Annotated in this window: 27 protein-coding genes; 21 read left to right on the top strand and 6 right to left on the bottom strand. The window is 69.3% G+C overall.

Going from position 1 to position 24,853, the window contains the following annotated elements; genetic code table 11:
• Window positions 1-38: 38 nt before the first annotated feature.
• The 4 genes from AB2385_RS10005 to AB2385_RS09990 form a co-directional block, all read right to left on the bottom strand.
• Complete coding sequence (locus AB2385_RS10005) at window positions 39-2,522, bottom strand: DNA translocase FtsK (protein ID WP_367654835.1); 2,484 nt, start codon at window positions 2,520-2,522, stop codon at window positions 39-41.
• Between the two features lie 154 nt (window positions 2,523-2,676).
• A complete protein-coding gene (locus AB2385_RS10000) occupies window positions 2,677-3,492 on the bottom strand; it encodes an ABC transporter permease (RefSeq protein WP_367654834.1) in 816 nt (271 codons plus the stop codon).
• A 6-nt stretch (window positions 3,493-3,498) separates the two neighbouring features.
• Window positions 3,499-4,275, bottom strand: a complete 777-nt coding sequence (locus tag AB2385_RS09995; RefSeq protein WP_367654833.1) for an ABC transporter ATP-binding protein — start codon at window positions 4,273-4,275, stop codon at window positions 3,499-3,501.
• A gap of 1 nt (window position 4,276) precedes the next feature.
• Window positions 4,277-5,299 (bottom strand): ABC transporter substrate-binding protein, encoded by a 1,023-nt coding sequence (locus AB2385_RS09990; protein WP_367654832.1) that lies wholly within the window; start codon window positions 5,297-5,299, stop codon window positions 4,277-4,279.
• Between the two features lie 271 nt (window positions 5,300-5,570).
• On the opposite strand from AB2385_RS09990, the gene AB2385_RS09985 reads away from it, so the two are divergent.
• From AB2385_RS09985 to AB2385_RS09975, 3 genes are all read left to right on the top strand, one after another.
• The gene (locus tag AB2385_RS09985) at window positions 5,571-6,059 is read left to right on the top strand and encodes a PTS glucose transporter subunit IIA (protein ID WP_367654831.1); all 489 of its coding nucleotides are present in this window, start codon (window positions 5,571-5,573) and stop codon (window positions 6,057-6,059) included.
• A gap of 449 nt (window positions 6,060-6,508) precedes the next feature.
• Window positions 6,509-7,153: a hypothetical protein gene (locus AB2385_RS09980; protein ID WP_367654830.1), complete on the top strand. Its 645-nt coding sequence runs from the start codon at window positions 6,509-6,511 to the stop codon at window positions 7,151-7,153.
• A gap of 80 nt (window positions 7,154-7,233) precedes the next feature.
• Window positions 7,234-7,950, top strand: a complete 717-nt coding sequence (locus AB2385_RS09975) for a CBS domain-containing protein (protein ID WP_367654829.1) — start codon at window positions 7,234-7,236, stop codon at window positions 7,948-7,950.
• Between the two features lie 60 nt (window positions 7,951-8,010).
• Here the strand turns inward: AB2385_RS09975 and AB2385_RS09970 are convergent, their stop codons facing one another.
• Entirely contained in the window at window positions 8,011-8,865 is an 855-nt protein-coding gene (locus AB2385_RS09970) for a DUF1963 domain-containing protein (protein ID WP_367654828.1), read from the bottom strand.
• A gap of 41 nt (window positions 8,866-8,906) precedes the next feature.
• Here AB2385_RS09970 and sigK point away from each other — a divergent pair, with 41 nt between their 5' ends.
• The 12 genes from sigK (at window position 8,907) to AB2385_RS09910 (ending at window position 18,761) form a co-directional block, all read left to right on the top strand.
• Entirely contained in the window at window positions 8,907-9,608 is a 702-nt protein-coding gene (gene sigK, locus AB2385_RS09965) for an RNA polymerase sporulation sigma factor SigK (protein ID WP_367654847.1), read from the top strand.
• 408 nt (window positions 9,609-10,016) lie between these two features.
• Window positions 10,017-10,175, top strand: coding sequence for a hypothetical protein (locus AB2385_RS09960; protein WP_367654827.1), 159 nt, complete (start codon window positions 10,017-10,019; stop codon window positions 10,173-10,175).
• Between the two features lie 54 nt (window positions 10,176-10,229).
• On the top strand, window positions 10,230-10,739 hold the full coding sequence (locus AB2385_RS09955; RefSeq protein WP_367654826.1) for a YqeG family HAD IIIA-type phosphatase: 510 nt from the start codon (window positions 10,230-10,232) through the stop codon (window positions 10,737-10,739).
• Between the two features lie 37 nt (window positions 10,740-10,776).
• Entirely contained in the window at window positions 10,777-11,661 is an 885-nt protein-coding gene (locus AB2385_RS09950; RefSeq protein ID WP_367654825.1) for a shikimate dehydrogenase, read from the top strand.
• Window positions 11,658-12,314, top strand: coding sequence for an A24 family peptidase (locus tag AB2385_RS09945; RefSeq protein ID WP_367654824.1), 657 nt, complete (start codon window positions 11,658-11,660; stop codon window positions 12,312-12,314). The genes AB2385_RS09950 and AB2385_RS09945 overlap by 4 nt, the downstream gene beginning before the upstream one ends.
• 72 nt (window positions 12,315-12,386) lie before the next feature.
• A complete protein-coding gene (aroC, locus tag AB2385_RS09940) occupies window positions 12,387-13,565 on the top strand; it encodes a chorismate synthase (protein WP_367654823.1) in 1,179 nt (392 codons plus the stop codon).
• A 21-nt stretch (window positions 13,566-13,586) separates the two neighbouring features.
• Window positions 13,587-14,105 carry a shikimate kinase gene (locus tag AB2385_RS09935; protein ID WP_367654822.1) on the top strand — a complete coding sequence of 173 codons (519 nt, stop codon included), beginning with the start codon at window positions 13,587-13,589 and terminating at the stop codon, window positions 14,103-14,105.
• A 16-nt stretch (window positions 14,106-14,121) separates the two neighbouring features.
• A complete protein-coding gene (aroB, locus tag AB2385_RS09930; protein WP_367654821.1) occupies window positions 14,122-15,216 on the top strand; it encodes a 3-dehydroquinate synthase in 1,095 nt (364 codons plus the stop codon).
• A gap of 5 nt (window positions 15,217-15,221) precedes the next feature.
• Window positions 15,222-16,148, top strand: a complete 927-nt coding sequence (locus AB2385_RS09925; protein ID WP_367654820.1) for a pseudouridine-5'-phosphate glycosidase — start codon at window positions 15,222-15,224, stop codon at window positions 16,146-16,148.
• A 179-nt stretch (window positions 16,149-16,327) separates the two neighbouring features.
• Window positions 16,328-17,401, top strand: a complete 1,074-nt coding sequence (locus AB2385_RS09920; protein ID WP_367654819.1) for an isocitrate/isopropylmalate family dehydrogenase — start codon at window positions 16,328-16,330, stop codon at window positions 17,399-17,401.
• Between the two features lie 59 nt (window positions 17,402-17,460).
• A complete protein-coding gene (locus tag AB2385_RS09915; RefSeq protein ID WP_367654817.1) occupies window positions 17,461-17,907 on the top strand; it encodes a hypothetical protein in 447 nt (148 codons plus the stop codon).
• A gap of 83 nt (window positions 17,908-17,990) precedes the next feature.
• On the top strand, window positions 17,991-18,761 hold the full coding sequence (locus AB2385_RS09910; protein ID WP_367654816.1) for a stalk domain-containing protein: 771 nt from the start codon (window positions 17,991-17,993) through the stop codon (window positions 18,759-18,761).
• A gap of 39 nt (window positions 18,762-18,800) precedes the next feature.
• On the opposite strand, the gene AB2385_RS09905 is transcribed toward AB2385_RS09910, so the two are convergent.
• Complete coding sequence (locus AB2385_RS09905; RefSeq protein WP_367654815.1) at window positions 18,801-19,394, bottom strand: DUF3794 domain-containing protein; 594 nt, start codon at window positions 19,392-19,394, stop codon at window positions 18,801-18,803.
• Window positions 19,395-19,780: 386 nt separating this feature from the next.
• On the opposite strand from AB2385_RS09905, the gene AB2385_RS09900 reads away from it, so the two are divergent.
• The 6 genes from AB2385_RS09900 to nagA all read left to right on the top strand — a co-directional run bounded on the left by AB2385_RS09900 (window position 19,781) and on the right by nagA (window position 24,852).
• Window positions 19,781-20,524: a PTS mannose/fructose/sorbose/N-acetylgalactosamine transporter subunit IIC gene (locus AB2385_RS09900; RefSeq protein ID WP_367654814.1), complete on the top strand. Its 744-nt coding sequence runs from the start codon at window positions 19,781-19,783 to the stop codon at window positions 20,522-20,524.
• Window positions 20,517-21,371 carry a PTS system mannose/fructose/sorbose family transporter subunit IID gene (locus tag AB2385_RS09895; protein ID WP_367654813.1) on the top strand — a complete coding sequence of 285 codons (855 nt, stop codon included), beginning with the start codon at window positions 20,517-20,519 and terminating at the stop codon, window positions 21,369-21,371. Before AB2385_RS09900 ends, AB2385_RS09895 begins: the two co-directional genes overlap by 8 nt.
• Before the next feature lie 64 nt (window positions 21,372-21,435).
• Window positions 21,436-21,834 carry a PTS sugar transporter subunit IIA gene (locus AB2385_RS09890; RefSeq protein ID WP_367654812.1) on the top strand — a complete coding sequence of 133 codons (399 nt, stop codon included), beginning with the start codon at window positions 21,436-21,438 and terminating at the stop codon, window positions 21,832-21,834.
• A gap of 30 nt (window positions 21,835-21,864) precedes the next feature.
• Window positions 21,865-22,356, top strand: a complete 492-nt coding sequence (locus AB2385_RS09885) for a PTS system mannose/fructose/N-acetylgalactosamine-transporter subunit IIB (protein ID WP_367654811.1) — start codon at window positions 21,865-21,867, stop codon at window positions 22,354-22,356.
• A 16-nt stretch (window positions 22,357-22,372) separates the two neighbouring features.
• The gene (locus tag AB2385_RS09880) at window positions 22,373-23,650 is read left to right on the top strand and encodes a hypothetical protein (RefSeq protein ID WP_367654810.1); all 1,278 of its coding nucleotides are present in this window, start codon (window positions 22,373-22,375) and stop codon (window positions 23,648-23,650) included.
• Window positions 23,647-24,852, top strand: a complete 1,206-nt coding sequence (gene nagA, locus AB2385_RS09875) for an N-acetylglucosamine-6-phosphate deacetylase (RefSeq protein ID WP_367654809.1) — start codon at window positions 23,647-23,649, stop codon at window positions 24,850-24,852. The genes AB2385_RS09880 and nagA overlap by 4 nt, the downstream gene beginning before the upstream one ends.
• Window position 24,853: the final 1 nt, after the last annotated feature.

Raw genomic sequence — 24,853 nt, 5'->3', positions numbered from 1 at the left:
TGAGCGGGCCGCCCGGGCCGGGGCCCGGGCGACCGGCGCTACTCGGCGTCCACCTCGGGCGACTCGTTCTTCGTCTCCCCGCACCGCTCAGACCGGCCGGCTTCCTGTCCCGACCGGGAGCCGAAGAGCTGCTGCCAGGTCTCCATGGTGGCCAGCACCTCCCGGGGCTTGGAGCCCTGGTGGGGCCCCACCAGCCCCATCGCCTCCAGCTCGTCGATGATGCGGGCCGCCTTCGTGTAGTTGCACCGGAGGCGGCGCTGCAGCAGCGATACGGAGGCCTGTCCGTGCTCGATGATGATGCGGGCCGCCTCCGGCAGGGCCTCGTCCACCGCGGTGGGGGCCGGGGAGTCACCGGAGCCGTTCTTGTTGCCCTTCCGGTTTCCGTTCCCGTTCTCGACGGGCACCTCCACCGCCGTGTACTCGGGGCGCCCCTGCTGCTTCACGAACCGGACCAGCTCTTCCACGGACGTCTCGCTGATGTACGCGCCCTGGGCCCGCAGGGGCTTGGACAGGCCGGACGGGTGGTAGAGCATGTCCCCCCGCCCGAGCAGCCGCTCGGCGCCCGCGGCGTCGAGGATCACGCGGGAGTCCACCTGGGACGAGACCGCAAAGGCGATGCGGGACGGGATGTTCGCCTTGATCAGGCCGGTGATCACGTCGACCCGCGGCGACTGGGTGGCGATGACCAGGTGGATGCCGCAGGCGCGGGCCATCTGGGCCAGGCGGCAGATGGCGTCTTCCACGTCCGCCGGGGCGGCCATCATCAGGTCGGCCAGCTCGTCGATGAAGATGACGATGTAGGGCAGGGGCTTCGGAGCCTGGGCGGGGTCGGCCGCGGCCTGTTCGGCCACCTGCCGGTTGTACTGCTCGATGTTGCGCACGCCCGCGGCGGCGAAAAGCTCGTAGCGGGCCTCCATCTCGTGTACGGCGCCCTTGAGGTACCCGGCCGCCTTGCGGACGTCGGTGACGACCGGTGCGATCAGGTGCGGGATGCCGTCGTAGATCGAGAGTTCCACCATCTTCGGGTCGATCATCAGCATCTTGACCTCGTCGGGCCGGGCCTTGAAGAGCAGCGAGCAGATGATGGTGTTCATGCACACCGACTTGCCCGACCCGGTGGCGCCGGCGATCAGGAGGTGGGGCATGCGGGCCAGGTCGCCGACCACCGGGTGGCCGGAGTTGTCCTTGCCGAAGGCGACGGTGAGCTTCGACGGGCTCTGCCGGAACTCGGGCGACTCCAGCACCTCCCTGAGCGGCACGGCCAGCCGCTCCTTATTGGGCACCTCGATGCCCACCGCCGACTTCCCGGGGATGGGTGCCTCCACCCGCACGTCGACGGCCGCCAGCGCCAGAGCGATGTCGTCTGCCAGGGCGGTGAACTTGTTCACCCGCACGCCCGGCGCGGGCTGCAGCTCATAGCGCGTCACCGCAGGGCCGAAGGAGAAGTCCACCACCTTGGCCTCCACGCCGAAGCTGGCGAGGGTCCGCTCCAGCAGCAGTGCGCGCTCCAGGACCTCGTCTTCCGAGAGTCCCCGCTCACTGGCGGGCAGGGGCAGGAGGTCGATCGGGGGCAGGACGTAGTCACGGGACGGCGCCGCACCGGTGGGTTGCGCCGGGGCCGCCGGCTCGGCCGGGGCGGCCGCCCCGGCCTGCCGGGCTGGCGGATCCTCAAGCCCCAGGGAGCGCCGCTCCGCCTCCGTGAGCGCGGGGAGGGTAGCGGCCGTGGGCCCTTGGGGCGCCTGCGGCCCGGCTGTGGGCGAAGGCTCCTCGGCCGCAGCGTGGCTGGCCGGTAACGCGGACACGGGGGTGAAGCGCCCGGCCTCCGGAGAGGCCGGGGCCGGCGAAGGCGCGGGCTCAGGAGTCGGGGACGGGAACGCCGTGGCCCCGGAATCGGCCGGAACCGGCTGGGGCTCCGGCACATGTTGAACCGGCGTGGTGAGCTCCGGGGCCGCGGCAGCGGCGACCTCGTGCTCTGACCGCGCCTCTCCCGTCTCCCCGGGCGACTCGGGGTCTTCCACTGCCCCGCCGGCCCGCGCACGGCCCACCGTATGCTCCATCCCCGCCACGATGGGACGGGATCCGGGGCGGCCGAACAGGGGCGGGGGCACGGGAGGCGGCAGGCGCCCGGACCCGTACTCGTGACCTGGCCCGCGGTGTTCTGCGCTCCCGTCCTGCACCCGAGGCACTGCGTGGAGCGCCGGCGGCGCCGGTTCCTCGTCCAGGAGCGTGTTGTAGTCGAGGCGCACCGCGTTGGGCCGGGACGGGCGCTCTGCGGCGTTCCCCGCCCCCCTGCCGTGGGGTTCATCCGCTGCGACGGCGCCGGCCTCCACTGCCCTGCGGTGGCGGGACGGCCGGTAGAGGACGTTGACCAGCAGGAGCAGGCCCACCGCTCCGGCCACGGCCAGGTTGGGCCAGAGGCTTGCCTTGCCGGTCCACCAGAGTGCGAGCCAGGCGCAGAGGCCTGTGCAGCAGATCAACACGGCTCGGCGCCGGACCTGACGGGATCGCTTGCTGCGGCTCAAACACCGGCCCTCCTATCTCAATCAGAGGGCGGAGCCGATGCGGCTCCGCCCTCTGGCTCCCAGCATTTCCAAACCTGCTACATTCCGCTATATTCCACGGTGCGGATGGGTTCTCCTGCCTGCGGCGCTTCCGAAAGTGCCCTGGCCGGGGCCGTCACCGCCGCGGCGGCAGGTGGAGCAGCCGGGAGACCACCCGTTCCGCCCACGTCACGGCGAGGTAAAGCAGGGCCGAGATCAGGGCCAGGATGACCACGGAGGTCATCACCAGCTGCATCTGGAACACCTGGCCCCCGTAGATGATCAGGTACCCCAGGCCCGCCCGGGCGGAGATGAACTCGCCGACGATCACGCCCACCAGCGTGAGGCCGATGTTGACCTTCAGGGCCGCCATCAGGGTGGGAAGGGACGCGGGGATGACCACCTTCCGCAGGATCTGCCCCTTCGTGGCGCCGAAGGTGCGCATGACGAGGATCTGATTCGCCTCCACCTCACCGAAGCCCGCGTGGAGCATGACGACGGTGACGATCACCGAGATCGCCACGGCCATGCCGTAGACCGAGCGCTCGTGACCGAGCCAGATGTAGAAGATCGGCCCCAGGGCGATCTTGGGCAGGGCGTTGAGCACCACCAGGTAAGGATCCAGCACCTCGGCCAGGGCGGGCCACCACCAGAGGACCACGGCCACGCCCAGCCCCAGCGCCATCCCAACGGCAAACCCGACCAGCGTCTCCCGCAGCGTTACGCCCAGGTGCAGCCAGAGCGAGCCCGAGGCGATCATCTGGGTCAGCGTCTGCCCGACCGCCGGGGGGCGGCTGGTCCGCATGGGGTTGACCCAGTGGCGGCCCGCCGCCAGCTCCCAGAGAACCAGGACGGCGGCGAGGAGGGCGACCTGGGCGGCGGCGACGGTGGCGCGGCGGCGCCGCTGCTGCCGGCGGTAGGCGGCGACCAGTGCCTCCTGAGGGACGTGCACCACTGCTCACCTCCCCGGCTGGTCCAGCTCGGCCCAGATGCGCTGGAAATAGCCGCTGTACTCGGGGGCGCTCCGCGCCTTGAACGGCAGGGGTCGCTCGGGGCCGGCGAAGGTGATCTCGCGAACCGACTTCACCCGCCCGGGCCGCTGGGAGAGCACCATCACCCGGTCGGACATGGAGATCGCCTCCGAGATGTCGTGGGTGACGAGAAGGGCGGTCTTCCGCTCCGCCCTCAGGAGGCTCCACATCTCGTCGGCGAGCATCAGCTTCGTCTGGAAGTCAAGTGCGGAGAAGGGCTCGTCGAGGAGCAGGATGTCGGGGTCGATGGCGAGCGTCCGCACCAGGGCCGCCCGCTGGCGCATGCCGCCGGAGAGTTGGTCCGGGTAGGCGTCGGCGAAGGCTGAGAGCCCCGTCTTCGCCAGGAGTCGCGTCACCCGCTCCCGCGCCCGCCCCAGGTCCTGCCCCTGCACCTCGGGCCCGATGAGGCAGTTCTCCTGGACCGTGCGCCATTCGAAGAGATAGTCGCGCTGGAGCATATAGCCGACCCGCTGGGAGGGACCGGTGACAGGTTCCCCGTCCAGGAGCACGCGGCCGGCGGTGGGCGCAAGGATCCCGGCGATGAGCGAGAGAATCGTCGACTTGCCGGAACCGCTGGGGCCGACGATGGAGACGAACTCCCCCGGGTAGACTTCGAGGTTCACCCCGGCCAGCGCCGGTACGGCGCCCCGAGGGGTGAGGTAGGTGAGCCAGACCTCCTCCAGCGCGATGCGGGGACGGCTCATGTCAGCGCCTCACCGCCTCCTGGGCGAACTGGTTGGTGGCGATGGCGTCAAAGGGGGCACGCTGGTGGGGTTCGAGCACGCCGCCCTCAATCATCAGATCCTGGAGGGCGTCGTAGTCTGCGGGGTTCATCACCGGGGTCTGCACCCAGCCCCCCTCGTCCCGGTAGCGCTGGATCGAGGCGGCCAGGAGGTCGACGTCGGTCCCTTCGAAGAACTGGGCTACCTCCTCGGCTACGACCTTCGGGTCGGTCTCGTAGACGTACCGGATCGCCCGGTAGATGGCGTTGGTGTAGCGCTGGATGACGTCGGGGTTCTCGGCGATGAACCTGTCGGTGGCCACGAAGCCGGTGTACGGCATGGGCCCGTAATCGGCCCCGAGGTAGGAGACCAGGTAGGCGTGCCCTTCCTGAACCAGTTGGCTGACGGAAGGTTCAAAGACCTGTATGTAGTCCCCCTGACCGCTCAGGAAGGCGCCCACCATGGCGGTTGCCGCCAGGTTGTCGATGTACTCCAGGTCGTTGTCGGGGTCCAGGCCGTGCCGCCGCAGGATCGCCTCAGCCACCAGCTGGGGCATGGAGCCCGGCCGCCATCCGATGATGGACTTGCCCTTGACGTCGGTCCACGCAAACTCGCCCTCGGGCTTCTCCCGCGCCAGCAGGAACGAGCCGTCGCGCGCCGTGAGCTGGGCGAAGAGCTTCACCTTCACGGGCGAGTCCTGGTTGTAGACGAAGACGGTTGTCTCGGGCCCGACCATGGCGATGTCGGCTGTGCCCGCCAGCAGCGCGGCCACGCCGCGGTCCGAGCCCTGGGCCGTGGAGGCGACCACCTCGAGCCCTTCCTCTTCAAAGAAGCCCTTGGCCTGGGCCACGTACTGCGGGGCGTAGAAGATGGAGTGGATCACCTCGGTGAACCGGACGGTCACCTTGTCGTTCGGCTGGGTTGTCCCCCTGCCGCATCCCGCCAGCACTGTCGCCACGAGCAAGGCGGCGAGCAGCCTCACCAGCCGCAGTCTGCGCATGGGCATGTGCCGTTCCTCCCCCTATCTTGCGCCCACCGGGAAGCGGCGGGCGAGCGATTCGCCATCACGGTATGCAAATCGCCTCAGGCTGGTTAGGCACTTGGGCAGACTACTGGCACGAAGCTGAGGCGAAAGGAGTGGCGCGCACAGGCTCTCGCAGCGTCCATCATGTTTGTGATACACTCGCTCTTTGCGGGACTCTCGTCTGCGTGCTGCGGGACTGAAAGGAATCGTCGTAAGGAACCGATCAAGCGGCTGATGTAGGAGGCGATTTCAGGTGGTATTCGGTCTGTTCGGCAGGAAGCAGCCGCTCAAGGTAGTGGCGCCCATGAAGGGTGAGGTGAAGCCCATCACCGAGGTGCCGGACCCGGTGTTCGCGGAGAAGATGATGGGCGACGGCTTCTGCGTCTTCCCCGAGATCTTGTCCGCCGCACAGGTGGTGAGCCCTGTGGACGGGGAGGTGGTGAACCTCTTCCCGACGGGCCACGCCGTGGGCATCCGCACGTCCGGCGGCCTGGAGGTGCTGGTTCACATCGGCATCGACACGGTGAAACTCCAGGGCAAGGGCTTCCGCATCCTGGTAACCGAGGGGGCGAAGGTGACCGCGGGGCAGCCGCTGATGGAGGTGGACCTCACCGCGATTCAGGGCGACGTCCCCTCGCTCGCCACGACGGTGGTGTTCACGAACCTGGATGAGAAGAAGTCCTGGCGCCTGGAGCGGCAGGGGTCGGTGGAGGCGGGCGACCCGGTGGCGGTGGTGGAGTAGCGCGCCGCCCCATGGGGCCTGTTCGGGTTGGCTGGCGCTGCTCGGGCCCATCCTGCCTGTTCGGGTTGAGTGGTGCTCACGGGCGCCGGGGCCTTGCCCGGGCTGTGAGCCACGTTCCGGCATTGCCTTGCGGCGACTGGCTTCGGGTCTCGTGACCACCCGCGACCCGATGTGCACAGGGTGCTGCTCAGCACCAGTGAAGGCGAACAGGCCCGATGCGCCGCCAGGGGCAGTGTAAGGGGCGGCGGAGACAGCGTGGCCGTACAGGACGCTTCCTGTGGCCACGCTGTTCGCGTGTGTCTGGCCGGAGGCACACTCGGGTGTGCGCGACCTCGGCAAATCGTTGCCTTCGCTGAATCCCCTGCGGGGCACAACACCGTCGATATGTTGCGACGACTCGCGGCGGAGTCACGGGCACGGGACTTCGCCCGTAGGAGCGGCGTCGCAATATGATTGCCGAGATCGCGGAGGGGTGTTCTGTGAAGCGCTGGGCTACCGCTGTGTTGGCGCTGGCTGTGTTGGTCATCGGGTGCGTGGGCTACGCGGCATGGAGCCGGACGCCTCCATGGGGCAGACCCGAGCCTGCGGCAGTTGCCGGCGCCGAGGGGGACTACCTTGTGCTGGGGACGCTGGAGGAACTGGCGCAGCAGGCGGAGCTGATTGCCGTCGGAACCGTACAAGGGGTGGCCGGCACACGCAATCTGGCCCGAGACCCCTGGGATCCCGAAAAGCCTCACCCGTCCCTTGAGATCACTGGGGTCGACTACCAGTTTGCGGTCGAAGAAATCCTGAAAGGGTCGGCGCCGGACACAATTCTGGTTACGGAGGCCAGTTCTCTGGCGTCGAGGGGCGGGGAACCCGCGGAGTTCAGAGGGTTCAAGGAGATGCCGTCGGGCGGGCGTTATGTTCTGTTCCTGCGCGCAGTGACCGATGGGTCTGGGAACTGGATTGGCGTCGCGGAACCCTGGCGGTTCGCCCTGCGCGATGGGCAGGTGATCGTCGAGAGCAAGTGGGAGTATGCTTCGGAGCGGTTCCCGGTTACCGCTGAAGACGGCTTCATGGCGCAGGTGCGCACAACGGCAGGCGGGCCGTGAACCGGTGCCGGCCCCGGCCCACCCACCCCGGTAGGAATTCTTTCCTGGAGCGCCGTACCTCTCAGGTGAGGTGAGGCGCAGTGACGGCTGAAAGGTTCCTACGGGCATACAACCGCATCGACGACCACCTGCGCAGCCTGCTGGACATCGACCGCTCCCGCTTCGGCTTCGCCAGCGTGGTAGACCAGGCGGCCAAGCGCTACAGCGTGGTCCGGCGCTACGCCGACGACTTGAAGGAGTTCGGCGCACTGCGCAACGCCATCGTGCACGACAGGGAGTTCCCCGCCCGCATCATCGCCGACCCCCGCCCGGAGGTGGTCGAGGCCATCGAGCGGCTGGCCGATATCATCATCGATCCGCCGCGGGTCTACCCGCTCTTCCAGCGGGAGGTCCGGCGGCTGGGGTGGGACGACCCCATTCAGAAACCCCTGCGGTGGATCCGCAAGTACCACTACACCCAGTTCCCCGTCTTCCGGGACCGCCGGTTCGCAGGGCTGCTCACCTCCCGCTGCGTGGCCCAGTGGCTGGCCGACTCGGTGCAGAACGGTGGCATCGACTTCGGCGGGGTCACGGTGGGCGACGTCCTGCGGCACGACGAGTACGGAGGGCGGCGCGTTGCGTTCGTGGCCCGGGATGCCACCTGGTACGACGCGGTGGAACTGTTCTCGCCGGCGAGGGGGAAGCGCAGCGCGTCGCTGGAGGCCATCCTGATCACGGAAAGCGGCCGTGAGGACGAGGAGTTGCTGGGTATCATCACCCCGCGCGACCTGCTGAACCCGCCGGCGGGCGTGTCGTGAGGAGCGAGTGGCAAAGGAACAGCCCCGTCGCCTTGTTGTGGCGGCGGGGCTTCCGGCTTCCTAGCAGCACTGCATCACCAGCGCCAGGGCGTGTTCGCTGCAGGACAGCGGACAGGCGAAGACGTAGACCCGCCCGGTGTCGCCCCACATGATCCTGGCCTCCGGCTCCGAGTCCAGCTGCCAGATCAGGTGCATTCGCCGGCCGCATTCCGGGCACGAGGGCCAGTCCGAGCGCTGGACCCAGTCGGGGTACCCGCCCAGCCTGCTCTCCACGTTGGGAGCGGGTGCGACGGCCCGGGCGGCAGCGAGGTACGTCTCCCATGGGTCGGCACCCCGATCGAGGCCGGCGAGTTCCGGTTCGGCATCGTACCAGTGCGGCACGGAACGCACCGGTTCGAAGGTGATCCGGCACGGCACGGGAGCCCATCGGGTATGGTCAGGATCGTCGGCATCGGGGCGGGGGCGTTGCGACTGCCTGACTGCGTCGATGTCGTCATACAGGCGCAGGCGGTACGCGGACGCCTCGTCCGCATCGCAGGGGAGGCAGTGGAAGCAGTAGTGGAACGTGAGCAGCTTCGCCCGGCCCACTCGCGGAGCTCCCTCGCCGTCGAGCCGGACCTGGCCGACGAAGGTCAGGGGACGGTCGCACTGCCCGCACACCGGCCAGGGCTCGTCCTCCGGCCAGAAGGGCGGCCCCCCGAGGTGGCTTTCCACGGGACTCAGGCTTTCGAGGTCCGTGGGTTCCACCCGCAGCCGCAGGGCAGGCAGGGCCTTCCCCCTCAACCATTCCTGCAGTTCGGCAAGGCCGGAAGGACTGTCCTCGGGCTGCTCCCCCCTCCGACCCGGTGACAGGGGGATGCCAGAACGCGGCGGCCTGAGCCGGCGCCGGAGGAACCGGTCAAGCCGCGGGCGCATAGGCTATCCCCCACAGGAGGGGAGGGATCGCGGTGCTCTCCATGCTGGAGCCCCTAGCGGCCGCCATCGTCCGCAGCATGCTGCTGCTGGCCGGGTTCGTGGCCAACAACAGCACGTTTCCGCAGCCCCTGAACGAGGAAGAGGAGGCCAAGTACCTGTCCCGGCTGCAGAACGGCGACGAGGAGGCCCGGGCCGTGCTGATCGAGCGCAACCTCCGGCTCGTCGCCCATATTGTGAAGAAGTTCGACAACACCGGCGAGGACGTGGACGATCTCATCTCCATCGGCACCGTGGGCCTCATCAAGGCCATTGGCACCTACAAGCCCGACAAGGGCACGAGACTGGCTACATATGCGGCGCGCTGTATTGAAAACGAGATCCTCATGCACCTCCGCAGCCTCAAGCGGGTGCGGGGCGAGGTCTCGCTCTACGACCCCATCGGCGTCGATCGGGAGGGAAACGAGATCACCCTGATCGACGTGCTCGGGTCAGACCCCGACGTCGTGCCCGAGCTGGTGGGCAAGCGGCTGGACGAGTCGAAGCTGCGGGAGAAGCTGAAGAAGCTCGGGGGGAAGGAGCGCCAGGTTCTGGAACTGCGCTACGGTATATCCGGCGGCGCCCGCAAGACCCAGCGGGAGATCGCCCGGATGCTGGGCATCTCGCGGAGCTACGTGAGCCGGATTGAGAAGCGGGCGGTGATGAAACTCTGCCGTGAGCTGTTTGAAGAGGGGTACGAAAGCTAGATCCTGACCAGGCCCGGAGGTAGGTTGCGCCGGGCCTTTGTCGCGTCCTGGGGCACCCATGGGCGAGCGCTGGGGTTGGACGGGCCGGCGGGAGCGGCGGGTCAGCGCCGCGAGCGCGCCGGGGCAGCGCACCGCCTGGGGGGTCCAGGAGGCGGAAAGGGCCACGGCGGTGCGAAGGTCCGGTGGGCGTCGGGCCCCACCGTGCGCCATTGCGTGGGATTGGGAAGTTTTTGCAACCAAATACTCCTTTCGTACTAAGAAGGTTATGCTAGGATTAATCACATATATACGAGCCAGACTGGGGTGACACACCATTCGTCTGCGCAAGATCCTCGCAGCCATTGCCGGGCGGGGCTCACCCGGTACGACGCGCTGCTCCTGACCTGGTACCGGCGCGAGGGCACAGCCTTGGTGTGGGAACGGCTGGAGTTCCAGGACGGGCGGGTCGTCAGCGGCGTGGTGCGGCAGACCTGGGTCCGGGACGGCGACGGCTGGTCCGTGGGCCCGGTCGACAGCATCCTGCGGCAGCCGGAAGCGGCAGGCTCGGCCGGCGCCGCCGCCCCCTAGCCCGGATGGTTACACCTGTGGTAAAATGTTCCCCTGAGCCTGGAGGTGTAGCCGTTGCGGCGCCTGCGACCTGCCGAGTACCGCAAGTCCATATTCGAGATTGACCTGGACAAGCTGCGCCGGATGGGCAAGCGGGCGCTCCTGCTGGACCTCGACAACACCCTGGCGCGGTGGGACGATTCCGTACCGAGCCCGGCCCTGCTCGAGTGGCTGGAAGAGGTGCGGGCGCACGGCATGAAGCTGTGCATCGTCTCCAACAACGGCGGCATGCGGGTGCGTGAGTTCGCTGCCCGGGCGGGGGTTCCGTGCATCTGCCACGCCATCAAGCCCCGGGTGAAGGGGTTCGTCGACGCGATGCGCCTGCTGGGTGTGGAGCCCCGGGAGACCGTGGTGGTGGGCGACCAGCTCTTCACCGACATCCTCGGCGGCAACCGGGCCGGAGCGTACACCATCCTCGTGGTGCCCATCGACCGCTACGAGTTCATCGGCACCCGGCTGGTGCGGATCATCGAGCGACGTGTACTGAGCTACCTCCAGCGGCAGGGCGTGCAGGCCGAGAAGTAGCGCTGTGTCGGCTGGGCCGGAGAAAGGGGGGTCGGAGTTGACGCAGGGTCGGTCGGCTAACCTGGGGCCGGGGCGGATCCTGGGCGTTCTGGGCCATCCCGTCCGGCACTCCGCCTCGCCCGCCATGCACAACGCGGCGTTCGTCGCACAGGGGATGTACGCCATGTACGGCGCGTTCGACGTGCCGCCGGAGCAGCTGGCCCAGGCCGTGGCCGGCATCCGGACGCTGGGGCTGCTGGGCGTCAACGTCACCATCCCCCACAAAGAGGCCGTCATGGCCTATTTGGACGAGGTCGCCCCCACGGCCCGCCAGGTCGGCGCGGTCAACACCATCGTCAACCGGGGCGGCCGTCTGATCGGGTACAACACCGACGGGTGGGGCTTCCTCATCAGCCTGGAGGAGCGGGGCGTCCGCGTGGCCGGGCGCCACGTCGTCCTCCTGGGCGCGGGCGGCGCCGCACGGGCGGTGGCGCTGCACCTGGCGATGGCCGGTGCGGCGAAGATCACCATCATCAACCGCACCCGGGCCCGGGCCGAGTTCCTGCTGGCCGACCTGGCCCGCGCCCACCAGCCTGTGGTGGCCGCCGTGGCCGACGTGGGGTCGCAGGAGGCGCGGGAGGCCCTCTCCGAGGCCGGACTCGTGGTGAACTGCACGCCCGTGGGGATGGCGCCCGATGTCGACCACACGCCCCTGGACGACGTCTCCCTGTTGCCCCCGGGCGCAGTGGTGTACGATACGATCTACCGGCCGCTGGAGACCCGGCTGCTGCGGGAGGCGCGGGAGCGGGGGCTCCTCACCATCAACGGCCTTTCCATGCTGGTGCACCAGGGCGCGTGCTCCTGGGAGTACTGGTTCGGCCGGAGGGGGCCGGTGGAGGTCATGCGGGCGGCGGCGCTGGCCGCCCTGGAGGCGGCGTCATGAGCGGCGCGGCGACGCTGGCGCCGGCGCTGGGCGGAGCCGTCGGCGCGGGCCTCGGCGGAGTGCTCGGATACCTGGGGGCCCGGCTCTCCGTCCGCTGGCTTCCCCAGCCGGCACCGCCGTGGGCCGGGTGGGCCCTGGTCGGCGTGACCGGGCTGGCCGTGGCGCTGCTGGGCCTGACGCACCCCCTCACGCCGTACTTCTGGCACCAGCTGCTGTTCGTTGCCATCCTCCTGGTGGCCGCCTTCGTCGACCTGCAGGACCGCATCATCCCCAACGAGCTGGTCCTGTTCGGCCTGGTGGCCTGGCTCCTGGTGATGCTGCTGGCGCCCTACGGCGACAAGTCGTGGCTCTCCGCGCTGGGCGGGGGTGCGGCGGCCTTCGCCTTCTTCTACCTGCTGGCCGTCCTGGTGCCCGGCGGCATGGGGATGGGTGACGTGAAGCTCGCCCTGGTGATGGGCCTCTTCCTGGGCCTGAAGTGGGTGGCCATGGCCCTGTTCTTCGCCTTCGTGCTGGGCGGGCTGGTGGCCGGCGTGCTGCTGGCCACGGGCAAGGTCGGGCGCAAGGGGCACCTGCCGTTCGGGCCGTTCCTCGCCCTGGGCGGGCTGGTAACCCTGCTGTGGGGCAGCCAGATCTGGGCCTGGTACGCCGGTTGAGGTGCTGCGCTCTCCCTGCGCCGGGGAACCGGATGGGAAAGACGCGGACAGAGAGAAAGGGGCGTGCCCGATATGCTGCGTTACCTGACGGCGGGAGAGTCGCACGGGCGCGCCCTGGTCACCATTGTGGAAGGACTTCCTGCGGGCGTGCCGGTGGACCTGACCGCGATCGACCGGGACCTGGCCCGGCGCCAGTCCGGTTACGGACGGGGCGGCCGGATGAAGATCGAGCAGGACCGGGTGGAGGTGCTGTCGGGCATCCGCCACGGCCGGACCCTGGGCAGCCCGGTGGCGTTGCTGGTGCCGAACCGGGACTGGGCGAACTGGACGGAGGTCATGTCGCCCACGCCGGTGGAGGCGTACTCTGATGTGCGGGCGGCCCAGAAGGTGCGCACCCGCCCCCGGCCGGGCCACGCAGACCTGGCCGGGGCGCTCAAGTACGACCACGCCGACCTGCGCAACGTGCTGGAGCGGGCGTCGGCCCGGGAGACCGCCGCGCGGGTGGCGGCCGGCTCCCTGGCGAAGCAGTTCCTGGCGCCCTTCGGTATCCGGGTGGCGGGCCACGTACGCTCCATCGGGCCCGTGGAGGCAGCTGGCACCGAGGGCCTGCCGCTGGACGAACTGGTGGCCCGGGCGGAGGCAAGCCCGGTGCGGTGCGCCGACCCGGAGGCCTCGGCCCGCATGGTGGCCGAGATCGACGCCGCCAGGAGGGACGGCGATTCCCTGGGCGGCGTGGTCGAGGTGGTCGCCACCGGCCTGCCGCCGGGGCTGGGAAGCCACGTCCACTACGACCGGCGGCTCGACGGGGCCCTGGGTGCGGCGTTGCTCTCCATCCAGGCTGCCAAGGGCGTCGAGATCGGCGACGGCTTTGCCGCCGCCCGCCGCCGGGGTTCGCAGGTGCACGACGAGATCGGCTGGAGCCCCGGGCGGGGATACTTCCGCCACTCCAACCGCGCAGGCGGTCTGGAGGGGGGCATGACCAACGGCATGGACCTGGTGGTCCGGGTGGCCTTCAAGCCGATTGCCACGCTCTACAAGCCACTGCGGTCGGTGGAGATCGACACCCACGTCGAGGCGGTGGCGGGCATCGAGCGCTCGGACACGTGCGCCGTGCCCGCGGCGGCGGTGATCGCGGAGTGCGTCACGGCGTTCGAGCTGGCCCGCTTCGTGGCGGAGAAGTTCGGCGGCGACTCGCTGGATGAGGCCCTGCGGAACTACCGGGGCTACCTCGGGCGGGTCGCCCAGCGGTGAGTCCGCGGCGGGGGTGCAAGGGTGAACATCGTCCTGATCGGGCTGATGGGCTCTGGCAAGTCTGCAGTGGGCCGGCTTCTGGCCGAGAGGCTGGGCCGGCCTTTCGTCGATACGGACGCGCTGGTGGAGGCGGAAGCCGGCCGCCCCATTCCCGCCATCTTCGCGGAGGAGGGGGAAGAGGGCTTCCGCCGGCGGGAGGCCGAGGTCATCCGACGGGTGGCGGCCCGCGACGGGCAGGTGATCGCCACTGGCGGCGGCGCCGTGCTGTGGGCCGAAAGCCGTGAGGCCCTGCGGCAGGGCGGCCTGGTCGTCTGGTTGGACGCCCCGCCGGAGACGCTTTTCCGCCGGGCCCTCGCACAGGGCATCGCCCAGAGGCCCCTGCTGGCGGGGCCGGACCCGCTCGGCCGGCTGCGGGACCTGGCGGAGGCGCGGCAAGCGGCGTACGCCGCGGCGGCGCACGTGCGCGTGAGTACCGAGAACCGTTCGCTGCACGAGATCGTGGCCGAAATCATGAACATCCTGCGTGGACAACCTACCTGAAAGGAGGGCGGCGCTGGTGAAAGAGGTGTGGGTCGAACTCGGCGAGCAGCGCTACCCCATCTACATCGGGGATGGGCTGCTCAGGGAGCTGGGGCGCCTGGTGCGCAGCCGGCTGCCCGAGGCGCGCCGAGCGCTGCTGGTGACCGATGCAAACGTGGCGCCGCTGTATGGTGACCTGGTGCGCGACGTGCTCGAGGCCGCGGGGATCAAGACCAGCCGGGCGACGGTGGGCGCCGGCGAGGCTTCCAAGTCGCTTTCGCACGCGTTCAGCCTCTATACCAGCTGCGTCAAGGCAGAGCTGGAGCGGTCCAGCGCCATCGTGGCGCTGGGGGGCGGGGTGGTGGGCGACCTGGCCGGCTTTGTGGCGGCCACGTACCTGCGGGGCATCCCCTTCGTGCAGGTGCCCACCACCCTGCTCGCACAGGTGGACTCGGCCGTGGGCGGAAAGACCGGCATCGACTTGCCCCAGGGGAAGAACCTGGTGGGCGCTTTCCACCAGCCCGCGCTGGTGGTGGCGGACGTGGGCGCGCTCAGGACGCTGCCCCGGCGCGAGCTTGCCGCCGGCATGGCCGAAGTGGTGAAGTACGGCGTCATTCGCGACGAGGAGTTCCTCAAGTACGTGGAGGTCCAGGTGGGCAACGTGCTCGGGCACGCCCCGGGCGTGCTGGAGCAGATCGTGGAGCGGAGCTGCCGCATCAAGGCCGAGGTCGTCGCCGCGGACCCGCAGGAGAAGGGGCTGCGGGCGATCCTGAACTTCGGCCACACCGTCGGTCACGCCCTGGAGGCAGCCAGCGGCTACGGCGCCTGGCTCCACGGTGAGTGCGTGGCCGTGGGCATGGTGGCGGCCTCTGCCATCGCAAGACGCAGCGGCATTCTGCGGGACGGGGAACTGCAGCTCAGGCTCGAGCGTCTCCTGGAACGGCTGGGGCTGCCCACGCGGCTGCCGGCGGGCCTGGACCCGCAGAGCCTGGAGCCCTTCCTGCGGCGGGACAAGAAGGTGCGGGACGGCCACATCAACTGGGTGATGCCGCTCCGGGCCGGCGAAGTCGTGGTAACCTCCAACGTGTCGTCTGAAGCAGTTCGGTGGGGCCTGGAAGCAGTAAGGAGGTAGCGCGGATGAAGTACCTGTTGTCCTATTCGCCCGAAGTCCGGGAAGCGCTGGAACAGGGCCGAGCGGTGGTGGCGCTGGAGTCCACCATCATCAGCCACGGCATGCCGTATCCGGAGAACCTCGCGATGGCCCGCGACGTGGAGCGGATCGTCCGGGAGGAGGGCGCGGTGCCCGCCACGATTGCCCTGATCGACGGGCGCTGCAAGGTGGGGCTCTCCGACGCGGAGCTGGAGCGCCTGGCGACCTCGCCCGAGGCCGTGAAGGTGTCGCTGCGGGACATGCCGATAGTACTGGCCCGCAAGCAGCTCGGGGCCACCACCGTGGCGTCCACCGCCACGATCGCCCGGGCGGCGGGCATCGACGTGTTCGTGACCGGCGGCATCGGCGGCGTCCACCGGGGCGCGCCGGGCCGCGCGGAGCAGGTGTGGGACGTCTCCGCCGACCTGACGGTGCTGGGCCGGACGGAGATCACGGTGGTCTGCGCCGGTGCCAAGTCGGTGCTGGACATCGGGGCGACCCTGGAGGTGCTGGAGACCCTGGGGGTCACGGTGCTGGGGTACCAGACGGACCGGTTCCCCGGCTTCTACACCCGCGACGCCGGCTTCGGCGTGGACGCCCGGGTGGATACCCCCGAGGAGGCGGCGGCGATCATCCGGGCGCGGCGGCGGACGAACATCCCGGGCGGCGTGCTGGTGGTCAACCCCATTCCCGAGGCTGACGCCCTGGACCCGGCCGAGCTGGAGCGGCACATCGAGGAGGCCCTGTCGGCCATGGCGGCCGAAGGAATCACGGGCAAGGCGGTGACGCCCTACCTCCTCGCCCGCATGAAGGAGGTCACCGGCGGCCGTGCGCTGGAGGCCAACCTGGCGCTGGTCAAGCACAACGCCCGGGTGGGCGCCCAGATCGCGGTGGCCCTGAGCCGTCAGTCCTGAGACGAACGCACCGCTCAACCCCCGTTTGCGCAACGCAAACGGGGGTTTACTGTTGCGACTATTCCTGTGGGGAATGGATAAAATAGAACATCGTTCTGATCTGTGGAACAAAAGGGGCTTAACAGCGGGCCCGCCAGCAGGTAGGATGAGGGAGGACATCAGGAAGGAGGCTGGAGTCGATGACGCACGTGCCGACCATCGTCGTACTCGAAGGAGATCAGACCGGCCAGGAACTGCTGGAGGAGGCTCTGAGGGTTCTGCGCCCCGACGTGATCGGGCTCCCGCTGCACCTGGTGCGCTACGACCTGAGCCTGGAAAACCGGCGGGCCACCGCGAACCGGGTGGTCTACGAGGCTGCCGCTGCGATGCGGGAGGCCGGGTACGGCCTGAAGGCGGCCACCATCACCCCCGAGGGTCGGGGCGACGTGGGCTCGCCCAACGCCATCCTGCGCAAGGAGATCAACGGCACCGTGATCCTGCGCGTCGGCCGGGCCCTGCCGGGCGTGGAGACCATCGGGGGTATCCAGGCGCCCATCGCCGTGGTGCGCATGGCGACGGAAGACGCGTACGAGGCGAAGGAGTGGCGGGAGGGCGAGGGCGACGAGGAGCGCGCCTACCGCACGACCTATATCTCCGCCCGCAACTGCCGGGCCGCCGCCGAGTTTGCGTTCCGCCTGGCCCGCCAGATGGGCGGCGTGGTCTTCGGCGGCCCCAAGTGGACGGTTTCCCCCACCTACGAAGGCCTGCTCAAGGAGGCCATGGACGAGGCCGCCCGGCGGCACCCGGACGTGCCGTACGACCCGCAGCTGATCGATGCTGCCTACGCCCTGCTGATCGGGCGGGCGAGCCGGCCGCTGGTGGTGCCCTGCCTGAACCGGGATGGCGACATCCTCTCGGACCTGGTGCTGGCGCTCTACGGTTCCATCGCCGGTTCCGAGTCGCTGCTGATTGCCTTTGACGACGACCTTCAGCCGCAGGTGGTCATGGCCGAGGCGCCCCACGGCACCGCGCCGAGCCTGCAGGGGAAGAACGTGGCCAACCCTATGGCGATGCACCTGGCCGCCGGGGCCCTGCTGCGGCAGATGCCGAACCCGGACTACCAGCGGGTGGGCCAGGCCATCCAGGACGCCTGCCTGGAGGCGGTGGCGGCGGGGGTTCGCACCGCCGACCTGGGCGGAACCGCCCGCACCACGGAGTTCACCGACGAGGTGATCCGTCGGGTCCGGTCGACGCTGGCCCTCGCCTGCCGCTGATGCCGACGCACGCGCCCGCCTCGCCGCGAATAGGCTGGTGCAGGCGAGGTGGGCGTGCCATGTATGTCACGCACGGCGACATGTTCGTCTTCCGCCCCGACGTGCAGGGGCGGTTCGACTCCTCCGCCCGGCTGCGGGTGCACCCGGGACGGCGGCCGGACGACCGCCACTGGCGCTCGGACAGGCCGGAGCGGCGTCCGCTGTGGCATTCGGAACAGCCTGAGTCACACGGGGACGGGCGGGGCGGGCGACCGGCTCCACACGAGGGGAAGCGAGATCAGGAAGGCAGGCGCGCAGAGCGGCTGGCCGCCCTGGAGGAGCGACTGGGCGCGCTGGAGGAGCGGGTGCGCCGGCTGGAGGCGCGGCTGCCGGGAAGCCTGGCCGAACCGCCCCGGGCCGGCGCGTATGGCCGCCACGGCGGCGACTCCCGCGTGAAGGTCTCCGCGTATGCCGGCGCCGGCGCGCAGGTGAGCGTGGGCGAGGTGCGGGTGCTTGACGGCTCCTGACGGGCCGGAACCGGACAGGAAACGCCCCCTTCCGCACGAATTCCTGTAACGGAATTCGGATCGGGAGGGGGTCGTTCATACCCATGCAAAAGCGGTTCCTGTGGGGTTTCGCCGCCGGCTTCGTTGCCGCCGCCCTGCTCTTCGGCGGTGCGGTGGCCGGGGCCGCAGCGGTGGGGCAGCAGATCACGGTGTACTTCCGGCCGCTGCGGTACGTGTTGGACGGTGTGGAACGGTCGCCGAAGAAAGGGGAGGAAGGCTTCATCTACGAGGGGAGGGTGTACGTGCCGCTGCGCTTCCTCGCAGAGGCCCTGGGCCGGCCGGTGGAGTGGGAGAACGAGACCGGCACGGTCTACGTGGGCGCGCTTCCGGGCGAACTGCCCGAGGTCTGGGCGAACCTGACCACGCAGGCCGACGGCAGCTTCAGCGTCCGGTACTTCAAGGAGCGGGTCCTGAGCCTCCAGGGCGCCGAGATGCCCGAGGCGGTGCTGGTCTCGCTTGTGGCCCCCGGAGGCAACGCGGAGGAGAAGCGGGGCGTAACCGGCCAGGTCTGGACCGACTACGACCTGCCGCCCGGGGTGACCCGCATGACGGGCAGGCTCTTCGTGCCCATGCACTACTTCGGGCAGGAGGGCGAGCGCCGGGTGGGCCGGATGGTCGTGCTGAACGAACTGAACCGGGTGATCTACACCAGTCCGGACCTGACCACCAAGTCGGACGCGGTGCCGTTTGAGATCCCGCTGGAAGGGGTCCAGCGCGTTCGCATCGCCATTACCCTGCATCCCTACGAGGGCAAGGCGCTGGGCGACAGCCTCATGATGGCACAGATGGGCATCTCACAACTCGAGTTCAAATAGTATAGGAGGGCGAGGGACGAACCCCTCGCCCGCTTTTCATCACCATTCCTTTCCGGCGCCGAAGGCCTTCTCGTGCTCCTCTTCGGGGATGTCGAGCCCGGGCACGGTCTGGACTTCCGACTCGTCCGGGCAGCGGAGCCGTCTGGGCGTGACGTCGTGCGCGTTCACCTTCAGCCACTTCCGCCGCACCACCTTGGCCCGGACCTTGATCACCGACTTCTCCAGCAGCTTGGAGAAGGTGCCGTCGTGGTTGCGGTCGGTGAGCTTGTCGAACTCGCCCGCGACAATCGCGTCCTCGATCTCGCACATGTCGCCGTCGCGGCTGCCGGGGATGTCGATGAACAGGTGGAACGGGATCTCCACGGTGCAGTGGCGCACGTCGCCGCAGACCCGGTTGAGGCCGCCTTTGTGGTCCCAGCTCTTGGCGGTCTTATACGTGATGTTTTTGATGAGCCGGCCGTTGATGATCACCTTGTCGCAGACGGCGGCGCAGTCATCGATCTCGATGAGCTTGTGGATCTCGTCGATCTTGAAGGCGGGAGGCGTGAGCGGGATCTCGGAAACCACCAGCACCTGCGCGGTGTTGGAGTTGACCACCACGGGGGTCTGAATCACGAAGTCGTGGTCCTTCAAGCCGTCGCGACCTCCTTTGGGCGTACCGGTACACTGCATCCTATGCCCGTCTGCAGTTCAAGGTCACATAATGTGTGCTCCGGTCAACTGCCACTAGCTACCTTGGCACCCTGGTGGCAGACTGGATGATCCGTTGGGATAGTATTTGGAGAATTAGCGTATTCGAGGAGGAATTTCCAGCGCGGGATAGTGAAGTACCTAACCAAACATGGTATAGACCACGACTCTAGGGTAGGAGTGGGACCAGTTTACGGGGCCGTTTTCCGGCCCCGTTGCACCACAGTTCAGGCAGCGGCCGGGCAGAGCCAGGGAAAGGAGGGGATGGCGGCATCCGCCCGGCACCCGAAACGCAGATCTGACCAAACTCGGTTCGGAGGTGTATGGCGTTGTCGTATGGCATCGGAACTGCCCTGCTTCTGGCGCTCATCGCGTATGTGGCCGTTGTCATGAACCTGGGCGCCAGCTGCTTCTGGCACGAGTCGCTGATTGTGGGTGCAGTCACTGGTCTGATCGTGGGAGATGTAAAGCTGGGCCTGACGATTGGTGCGACCCTCACCCTGATGTCGCTGGGGATGTGGACTTATGGTGGTGCAACAATCCCTGACTTCATGACCGGCGCGATCCTGGGCACGGCCTTCGGCGCCCTGCCTGGTGTCGGCCTGGAGGGCGGTCTGGCCATTGCCGTGCCGGCTGCGCTCCTCATGACGCAGCTGGATGTGCTCGGCCGTGCCACCACGACGCTGTTCATCCACGGTGCCGACCGCGCCGTCGCCCGGGGCGACGTGAAGGCCGTCACCTGGTGGCACCTGCTCGGCCAGCTGCCGTGGGGCCTCACCCGCTTCATCCCGGTCTTCCTGGCCGTCTGGCTGGGCGCCGGCCCCGTGCAGGCCGCCATCAACGGCATGCCTGAGAAGCTCATGCAGGCCATCAAGGTGACCGGCGCGATCCTGCCGGCCCTGGGCTTCGCCCTGCTGCTGACCATGATGCCGCTGAAGAAGTACTGGCCGTTCGCACTCATCGGCTACGTCCTCTTCGCCTACCTGAACGTGCCGATGATCGGCATCGCCCTGGCCGCTGTGGCCATCGGCGTCCTCTACATCAACCTGAAGGAGGTGCGCGCGAATGGCTAACGAGCAGGTTGAGAAGAGCGAGATCCTGCCGGAGTACGGCCCTGTGACCAAGGCGGACCTGCGGAAGGCCGCCTGGCGGCACAACCTGACCCTGCAGTGGTCCTGGAACTACGAGCGCATGCAGGCGCTGGGCTACATGTGGTCGATCCTGCCGATTCTGCAGCGGGTGTCCAAGACCAAGGAAGAGCTCATCGCCAACATGCAGCGCCACATGGTGTTCTACAACACCAACCCGGCGGTCGGCTCCCCCATCATCTTCGGGGCCACCTGCGCCCTCGAGGAGAAGGGGCAGGGCGAGGTGGGCGACAGCCTGAAGGTCGCCCTGATGGGCCCGTTCGCCGGCATCGGCGACACGATTCAGGCGATCCTGCTCCGGCCGATGGTGGCCGTCCTGGCCGCCTCGCTGGCGATGGAAGGCAGCATGGCCGGCCCGCTGATCATGTTCATCTTCGGCCTGTGCTGGTTCGCCCTGAAGTTCCCGCAGTTCTACTGGGGCTATAACCAGGGCGTGAACCTGGTCACCACCGTGGCCGGCGGCGCGCTGGACAAGATCACCGAAGGCGCGACGATCATGGGCCTGATCGTGGTGGGCGGCTTCGTCCCGTCCATCATGGCGAAGGTGACGACCCCGATCAAGTTCGTGAAGCAGGTCACCGTGGAAGGCGAGATGGCCGAGAAGGTTATCGAGCTGCAGCCCGCCCTCGACGCGATCCTGCCCTACATGATCCCGCTGCTCATCGTCGCCTTCGCTTACTGGCTGCTGAAGGGCCGGAAGCAGTCGCCGATCAAGGTCCTGCTGTGGCTCACCGTTCTGGCGTTCGTGTGCAGCTACCTCGGCATCCTGTAACGCAGTGAAGCGGAGGGGCGGGGGCGGTTGCCCCCGCCCCGCGCTGGAAAGGGGGGAGAGGTGGGTGATCGGTATCGTCCTCATCAGCCACGGTCCGCTGGCCACGGGGCTCCTGCAGGCAGCGGAGATGATCGCAGGGCCGCAGCCGGCCGTCGCCGTCCTGGAACTGGAGCCTGCGCAGGAGATGGACGAGTTCCGGGAGAAGATGGAGCGCGCGGTGGCCAGCGTGGACCAGGGTCAGGGGGTCCTGATCCTCGCCGACCTGTTCGGCGGCAGTCCGGCCAACACGTCCGCGTACCTCCTGCGGCCCGGCGTCGACGTGGTCTGCGGAGCCAACCTGCCCATGCTGCTTGAGGTGCTGGCCATGCGGGAGATCCAGGACCTGGCGCAGCTGGCGGCGACGGCCGTCGAGGCCGGGGCATCCGGTGCGGTGCGCCTGGCCGCCATGCTCGGCCGGGAGTGACGAGATCCATACTGGGGAGGAGAGATACGTATGCCCGTGGTCCATATGCGGATCGACAACCGCCTGATCCATGGTCAGGTCACGGTCACCTGGGCGAGCCATCTGGCTGCAGATCACATGATCGTGTGCAACGACAAGGTGGCCCAGGATCCCATCCAGAAGATGATGCTGCCCGCCGCCGCACGGGGTGTGAAGACCTCGGTGCTGTCGGTGGCCGACACGCTGGCCTACTGCGCCTCGCCCGAGGCGGAGAAGGAGCGCATTTTCATCATCGCCAAGTTCCCGTCTGACGCCAAGGCGCTCCTGGACGGCGGCCTGAAGCCCCAGGAGATCAACGTGGGCAACCAGGCGCCAATCCCCGGCACCAAGTTCGTGATGGTCACCCGGACCTGCGCCGTCACCCCGGAGGACGCCGCGATCTACCGGGAGATCGTGAGCCGGGGCTATCAGCTCACCGGGCGCATGATGCCCAGCGACCCGAAGAACAACTTCATTGACCTTCTCGCGAAGAAGGGGCTGTAAAGGGGAGGTCGGGCTCATGCGAGCCGGGCACCACTGCGATCTCATCACGCCGCCCATCCCGTGCGGCTTGGGGGGATACGCGGCCCGCACCGGGCCGGCCGAGGGGGTTCACGACCCCCTTTTCGTTCGTTCCCTGGTTCTGGAGGCTGAAGGTCAGCGCTTGGGGATTATCACCTGCGACATCCTGCACCTGGAACGGCCGCTGGTGGAGGACGTGCGGGCCCGCGTGGCCGCCCTCACCGGCATTCCGCCGGAGCGGGTGATGCTGCTCGCCTCTCACACGCACTCCGGGCCTTCGCCCTCGCCGGCCAGCGGCATCCCGGCGCCGCCCGAGTACATGGCGTGGCTGCCGCTCCAACTGGCCGGCAGCCTGCTGCAGGCGACGCGCCGCCTGGCGCCGGTGGAGCCGGCGTGGGCGGTGGAGCCGGTGGCGGGGTTGGGCAAGAACCGCACGGATCCTGACCTGCCCTTCGACCCGACGCTGCGGTTGCTCGCCTTTTTGGAGGAGGGGCGGCCGAAGGCGGTGCTGCTCAACTACGGCTGCCACCCGACGGTGATGGGGCCGGAGAACCTGCTGATCACCGCCGACTGGCCCGGGGCCGCCGTGGCGGCGCTGCAGCGGGCCCTGGGCGGCGGCGCGTGGGTCGGCTTCGCCCAGGGGTGCGCCGGCGACGTGAGCGCCCGCTTCACCCGGCGGGAGCAGTCCTTCGCCGAGGTGGAGCGGCATGGGCGGCTGCTGGCCGGTGCGGCGCTCTCTGCGCTGGGGCGGCTGGTACCGAGCGGCCCGGTTCGCCGCCTGGGGGTGCGCAGCCGCGTGGTGCGGCTGGAGCCCCGGCCTGTTCCCCCGCCGGCGGAGGCCGCCCGCCAGGTGGAAGCGGCCCGGGCGCGCCTGGCGGAACTGGAGGCCGCAGGGGCACCACACGCCGAGATTCGGGTGGCGCAGACGGCGCTTCAGGGCGCCGAGATCACGCTGCGCTACGCCACCCAGGGGGTGCCCGCCGCGCTGGACTGCGAGGTGCAGGCGCTGGCCATCGGCGACGTGGCCCTGGTGAGCATGGCGGGCGAGCCCTTCTCTGCCCTGGGGCGTGCGATTCAGGCCCGCTCACCCTTCGCGGCGACGCTGGTGGCGGGCTATGGCAACGGCTATTGCGGCTACCTGCCGGACCGGGATGCCTTCAACCGGGGCGGGTACGAGGCGCTCTCCGCACCCAGCGCACCCGGCTCCGGCGAGCGGCTGGTCGAGGTGGCCCTGGAGCTGCTGGATGAACTGCATGCGGAGGTGACGGGCGGATGATGCTCTTCACGTGCCCGCGCATCCATGCTGAGCGCGGCCTGGTGGACGGCTACGTGCTGGTGGATGGCGGCCGGATCGCCGCGGTCGGGGCGGGGCCGGTCCCGGCCAGCCTCGAGGGCGTGGAGCGTGTGGACCTGCCGGATTGCCACCTGATCCCGGGCATGATCGACCTCCACATCCACGGGGCGGGCGGCTGGCCCGTCGAGCCCGCCGGGGTGGAGGGGCTGCAGGCCCTGGGGCGCTACCTCGCCGCCTTCGGCGTGACGGGCTTCCTGCCGAGCGCCTCAGCCTATCCGCTGGCGGACCTGGAGTCCCTGGCCGGGCGCGTGCGCGCGGCGACGGGGGTGGCGTACGATGGCGCCGCCATCCTGGGCCTGCACCTGGAGGGACCGTACCTGAGCCCCAGGCGGCCCGGCGCGATGCACCTCGAGAACCTGCGGACGCCGTCGGTGAGCGAGGCGGAGCGGCTTCTGGCCGCGGGCGGCGGCACGGTGCGGCGCATCTCGCTGGCACCGGAGCTTCCCGGCGCCCTGGACCTGATCCGCTACCTCGCCCGGAACGGGGTCACGGTGGCCGGTGCCCATACGGATGCGACGTACGAGGAGACGTTGGCGGGGATCGACGCCGGCGTGCGCCTGGCCACGCATACGTATAACGCGATGCGCGGCCTGCACCACCGGGAGCCCGGCGCGCTGGGGGCCTACCTGACCGACGAGCGGGTGACCTGCGAGTTCATCGGCGACCTGCTGCACGTCCATCCGGCCTGCGTGAAGCTGCTGCTCAGGGCGGTGGGGTACGAGCGGCTGTGCCTGATCTCCGACGCCATCCCCGCGGCGGGGCTGAGCCCGGGTCACTATCGGCTCTGGGGCCGGGACCTCTACATCGACGAGGAGGGCTTCTCGCGGCTTGCGGACGGCACCATCGCGGGTTCCACCAAGCTGATGCTCCACGGCCTGAGGAACCTGGTAGAGAAGCTGGGGGTGCCGTGGGAGCAGGTGGTGCGGATGGCGGCCCTCAACCCGGCGCGCGTGATCGGGATCTCGGACCGTAAGGGCAGCCTGGCCCCGGGCAAGGACGCCGACCTGGTGGCCGTGGGCCCGGACTGGCAGGTGCGCTGGACGGTGGTGGAGGGCCGGGTGGTGCGCCGTCCCGGCGACCCGCCGCCAGCACTGAACCCCGAATATGTTGCGGCACGTGCGTAGA

This window comes from Symbiobacterium sp. (assembly GCF_040797425.1).
Taxonomy (GTDB): domain Bacteria; phylum Bacillota; class Sulfobacillia; order Symbiobacteriales; family Symbiobacteriaceae; genus Symbiobacterium.
Note: the sequence above shows the minus strand (reverse complement) of the source record. Positions and strands in the feature narration are given on the sequence as shown.

What these genes read in the sequence shown, in the direction of transcription:
- AB2385_RS09895 (WP_367654813.1), top strand. Translation starts at nt 20,517, where the DNA reads ATGGCTAACGAGCAGGTTGAGAAGAGCGAGATCCTGCCGGAGTACGGC.
- AB2385_RS09880 (WP_367654810.1), top strand. Translation starts at nt 22,373, where the DNA reads ATGCGAGCCGGGCACCACTGCGATCTCATCACGCCGCCCATCCCGTGC.
- aroC (WP_367654823.1), top strand. Translation starts at nt 12,387, where the DNA reads ATGCTGCGTTACCTGACGGCGGGAGAGTCGCACGGGCGCGCCCTGGTC.
- sigK (WP_367654847.1), top strand. Translation starts at nt 8,907, where the DNA reads ATGCTGGAGCCCCTAGCGGCCGCCATCGTCCGCAGCATGCTGCTGCTG.
- AB2385_RS09945 (WP_367654824.1), top strand. Translation starts at nt 11,658, where the DNA reads ATGAGCGGCGCGGCGACGCTGGCGCCGGCGCTGGGCGGAGCCGTCGGC.
- AB2385_RS09995 (WP_367654833.1), bottom strand. Translation starts at nt 4,275, where the DNA reads ATGAGCCGTCCCCGCATCGCGCTGGAGGAGGTCTGGCTCACCTACCTC.
- AB2385_RS09990 (WP_367654832.1), bottom strand. Translation starts at nt 5,299, where the DNA reads ATGCCCATGCGCAGACTGCGGCTGGTGAGGCTGCTCGCCGCCTTGCTC.
- AB2385_RS09910 (WP_367654816.1), top strand. Translation starts at nt 17,991, where the DNA reads ATGCAAAAGCGGTTCCTGTGGGGTTTCGCCGCCGGCTTCGTTGCCGCC.
- AB2385_RS09925 (WP_367654820.1), top strand. Translation starts at nt 15,222, where the DNA reads ATGAAGTACCTGTTGTCCTATTCGCCCGAAGTCCGGGAAGCGCTGGAA.
- AB2385_RS09920 (WP_367654819.1), top strand. Translation starts at nt 16,328, where the DNA reads ATGACGCACGTGCCGACCATCGTCGTACTCGAAGGAGATCAGACCGGC.
- AB2385_RS09970 (WP_367654828.1), bottom strand. Translation starts at nt 8,865, where the DNA reads ATGCGCCCGCGGCTTGACCGGTTCCTCCGGCGCCGGCTCAGGCCGCCG.
- nagA (WP_367654809.1), top strand. Translation starts at nt 23,647, where the DNA reads ATGATGCTCTTCACGTGCCCGCGCATCCATGCTGAGCGCGGCCTGGTG.
- AB2385_RS09885 (WP_367654811.1), top strand. Translation starts at nt 21,865, where the DNA reads ATGCCCGTGGTCCATATGCGGATCGACAACCGCCTGATCCATGGTCAG.
- AB2385_RS09980 (WP_367654830.1), top strand. Translation starts at nt 6,509, where the DNA reads ATGATTGCCGAGATCGCGGAGGGGTGTTCTGTGAAGCGCTGGGCTACC.
- AB2385_RS09915 (WP_367654817.1), top strand. Translation starts at nt 17,461, where the DNA reads ATGTATGTCACGCACGGCGACATGTTCGTCTTCCGCCCCGACGTGCAG.